At 38.0% G+C, this 3,903-nt stretch carries 4 protein-coding genes; 2 read left to right on the top strand and 2 right to left on the bottom strand.

Annotation, left to right across the window (positions count from 1 at the left end):
* A partial coding sequence (locus WBN20_RS07000; RefSeq protein ID WP_424281188.1) for a THUMP-like domain-containing protein occupies positions 1–698 on the top strand: 698 nt, incomplete at its 5' end.
* A gap of 65 nt (positions 699–763) precedes the next feature.
* Positions 764–2,140: a Gfo/Idh/MocA family oxidoreductase gene (locus WBN20_RS06995; protein ID WP_424274078.1), complete on the top strand. Its 1,377-nt coding sequence runs from the start codon at positions 764–766 to the stop codon at positions 2,138–2,140.
* 14 nt (positions 2,141–2,154) lie between these two features.
* On the opposite strand, the gene WBN20_RS06990 is transcribed toward WBN20_RS06995, so the two are convergent.
* Positions 2,155–3,099, bottom strand: coding sequence for an alpha/beta hydrolase (locus tag WBN20_RS06990; protein WP_424270689.1), 945 nt, complete (start codon positions 3,097–3,099; stop codon positions 2,155–2,157).
* Positions 3,100–3,112: 13 nt separating this feature from the next.
* Positions 3,113–3,832, bottom strand: coding sequence for a M15 family metallopeptidase (locus WBN20_RS06985; RefSeq protein WP_424274077.1), 720 nt, complete (start codon positions 3,830–3,832; stop codon positions 3,113–3,115).
* Between the last annotated feature and the right edge of the window lie 71 nt (positions 3,833–3,903).

Raw genomic sequence — 3,903 nt, 5'->3', positions numbered from 1 at the left:
TAGACCCCTCAAGAAGAGATGAAACTAAAGGCAAAGTATTTAAATTATCGGATTGCACCCCGGACATTACGGCACATTTAAATCTCTTGAAGGATAAATCAAAAACTATCCTCCTAAAGACCTCCCCCCTATTGGATATTACGATTGGAATCAAAAAATTAAAAAATGTTGATAAGATCCATGTAGTTGCAGTGAATAACGATGTTAAGGAGCTACTTTGGATCATTAGGAACGACAATCCGCCAGACCCTTTAATAAAAACGATCAATATCAAAAATAAACAGGATGAGGATTTTGAATTTAAACGCTCAAATGAATATTTAACTAAATCTGACTACTCCAGGCCACTGGACTTTCTGTATGAGCCAAACGCAGCTATTCTAAAAGCCGGGGCTTTTAAAACCATCGGAAATGAATTCCATTTAAAAAAGCTACACGAGCATACGCATTTATACACCTCTGAAAAGCAAGTGGAATTCCCCGGGAGAGTTTTTAAAATACTTTCTGTTAATCCTTATAATAAAAAGTCAATAGCTGCTCTTAATATTGGAAAAGCAAATATTGCTATTCGCAATTTCCCTATATCGGTTGCCGATATTAGAAAAAAATATAAAATAACGGAAGGCGGGGAGCTTTATTTATTTTTTGTAAAGGATCTCAATAATAAACTCCTGATTCTTAAATGTTCAAAAATATAGCAAAAATATTTTTCGGTATATTTAGATAATTTAACCCCCTAAGTATAACTATTGATCATAAATACATGGAATCCAAAACATTCAACATTAACAGGAGAAATTTTCTTAAAGGCGCCACAGCAGCGGCCGTATTATCTTCATTTGGAACTTACGGTTTTGAACTTATGCACAGAGAGAAACCGTGGCGAGTAGGGTTAATTGGCGCGGGTTGGTACGGCAGTAGCGATCTTTTTAAGCTCATTCAAGTAGCTAATGTGGAAGTTATATCAATATGTGATGTAGACAGCAATTTTACAGAAGACACAGCGAACCTCGTGGCACAGCGACAGAGATCAGGTAAAAAACCAAAAAAATATTCTGATTATCGGGAAATGCTGGCAAAAGAAGGCCTGGATATTGTATTAATAGGCTCCCCGGACCATTGGCATGCACTCCAGTGCATTGATGCACTAAAGGCAGGGGCTCACGTATATGTTCAAAAACCTATTAGTGTTGATGTAATTGAAGGTGAGGCCATGGTAGCTGCAGCAAGAAAATATAATAAAGTTGTACAGGTGGGTACGCAGCGCAAAAGTACTCCTCACCTAATACACGCCAAAAACAATATAGTTGACACCGGGATGCTTGGTAAAATATCTCATGTTGAAATGTGCTGCTATTTCCATATGCGGGCAAATGGCAACCCTCCTATTGAGAAAGTCCCTGATTTTCTCGATTATGAAATGTGGACAGGCCCTGCCCCACTTAGACCATATGATGGTTTACCTCACAAGAGATGGTGGCGGACTTTTATGGAATATGGCAATGGAATAATGGGTGATATGTGTGTTCATATGCTCGATACAGTTAGATGGATGCTGGCACTAGATTGGCCCAACCGCATAAGTTCTACGGGAGGTATTTATGTTCAAAAAGACGGTAAATCCAATATTTCAGACACTCAATCGGCTATTTTTGAATATGATAATCTCAATTGCATCTGGCAGCATAGAAGCTGGGGTACTCCCGATGACCCCGAATACCCCTGGTCGTTTAAATTATTTGGGGAAAAGGGAACACTTTCCGGGAGTACCATGCAATATGATTTTGTTCCATACGGGGATGGTAAACCAATACACATGGATGTAGTATATGAAAAAGAGAAATATCCCGAAGATTTAACAGAAAAGAACATAGAACTAAATGCCGCACCGGCCACGCGCTTGCATATGCTGGATTTTCTTTCAGCAATAGATAATGGCGCAAAGCCGGTTTCTGACATTTTAGATGGTCATATATCAACTGCCAGTTGTATTCTTGCAAATTTGTCTATGGAAGTTAAAAGACCTTTGGTCTATGATCCTAAAAATTTGGTAGTGGTAAATGATTTAGAAGCAACAAAATTGTTGCAAAGACCTTATCGCAGTCCATACGAACACCCTCATCCTAATCAATTTGTTTGATAAATTCGATAATACTAAAATTGGAGCATCCATTCATACAGATGCTGAGTCCACCTGCCAAGACTTTGATTCTTTGTCGCTAATGAGAAACCATGCCCGCCTTCCGGATAAATATGAAGTTCTGCAGGTACCCCTTTTTGGTTCAGAGCCTGAAAAAATAACAGACTGTTCTCCGGTGGTACAGCTTTATCGTCCGCTGCATGGAAAAGAATTGTTGGCGGCGTCTTCTCTGAAACCTGAAGTTCATTAGAAAAGTACCTAATACTTTCACTATCTGGTTCATCACCCAAAAGAGCCTTTTTGGATCCGCTATGGACCGAAGAAGAAGAAAAGGAAATAACAGGATAAACCAATGCCATAAAATCGGGCCGGGCACTTAACAAATCGGCTCCGTCAACATAATTATATACCTCATCATCAAAATGGGTCCCAAGCGTAGACGCCAGATGTCCACCAGCAGAAAATCCAATAATTCCCATCTTTTTATCATCAATATTCCAGGTTTTTGACATGTACCGTACAAGCCTCATAGCCCTTTGTGCATCCTGCAAAGGAACAAATTGATTATTCTCTAAAGATTTTGAAATTGGTAACCTGTACTTTACAACTATTCCTGCAATTCCTTTTGAATTCAAAAACTTGGCAATATCACTCCCTTCCCAATCATATGCTAAAATTTGGTACCCGCCTCCGGGAAAAATTAACATTGCCTTACCTGTACTATTCGCTTCAGATGGTAAATACACATCTATTTGAGGAGTTTGAACATAACTGATTATTTGAATAGTGCCCTTCTCAAGTATCTCCTGTTCATCAGATTCAATTCTATTCGGAATAGCATCTGCCGGCCAAAGCGGTAATATCGTATCCTGGGTATAAACATTAAACCCAAGAAATAAAATAAATAATGAAGTATATATTGTCTTAAGTTTTAGCCCGGTTTTAATTTGTTTAGCCATATCTGAACTTTATCTAATTACATTCCCATTTAAAATCTGCAATGCGGTCGTTAGAAGCACTGGAGAGGTTATAATGCCACCATTCCGTTCTTACTGACCAAAATCCGTATTTTTCCATAGTTTCTTTTAAGATTTTTCTATTGTGCAGAATTTCTTGAGGTAAATCCTTATTATCGTGATATGCCTTTTTACCAAAGAAATCAAAGTCGGTGCCCATATCCAATTCATCTCCATCTAATGTAACCAGAGTAATATCTACTGCACCTCCCTTATTATGGATGGAACCTTTAACCGGGTTTGCCACATACTGCGGATTAGGGACAATCTCCCACATTTTATATTGAACGGAATTAGGCCGGTAACAATCAAAAAATCTAATCTTATATCCCTGCTTTATAAAATCCTCGTTCGCCTTAATTAAAGCTTTTGCCGTCTTTACACGTGTATAACATTCCGCACAGTCATAGACTTTGGCTTTTAAAAAATTGTTTTCTGTGGCATATCTAAGATCATATTCAAAATCATTATTGTAGTCTGCTAAACGCACGAAGGTAGTATCAGCAACCTCATCAAAAGATTTTAGTGTGTCCACCCTGGGAGCAATTCCCGTTTGAAGAGGTGTGTCCAGGACAATAACTGAATCTGTCATTATGTCTATTACTTTCTCTTTTTCCGATTTTTCTTTGCAACCAAAAAACAGAAGGATAAAACAAACAAATAGGACGTATTTCAAAAGTGATTCTGTTAATTCAATAAATATAAAGACGAAGTTAGAGAAAATTTAAAAACACATGCGCCTTCTAT

It is taken from the genome of Eudoraea sp. (assembly GCF_049665975.1).
In the GTDB taxonomy this organism is placed as follows: Bacteria; Bacteroidota; Bacteroidia; order Flavobacteriales; family Flavobacteriaceae; genus Eudoraea.
The sequence above is the reverse complement of the archived record's forward strand: the minus strand, read 5'-3'. Positions and strand labels throughout refer to the sequence as shown.

Excerpts from the sequence above, each read along its gene's own strand:
- WBN20_RS06995 (WP_424274078.1), top strand. The coding sequence starts at position 764 with ATGGAATCCAAAACATTCAACATTAACAGGAGAAATTTTCTTAAAGGC.
- WBN20_RS06990 (WP_424270689.1), bottom strand. The coding sequence starts at position 3,099 with ATGGCTAAACAAATTAAAACCGGGCTAAAACTTAAGACAATATATACT.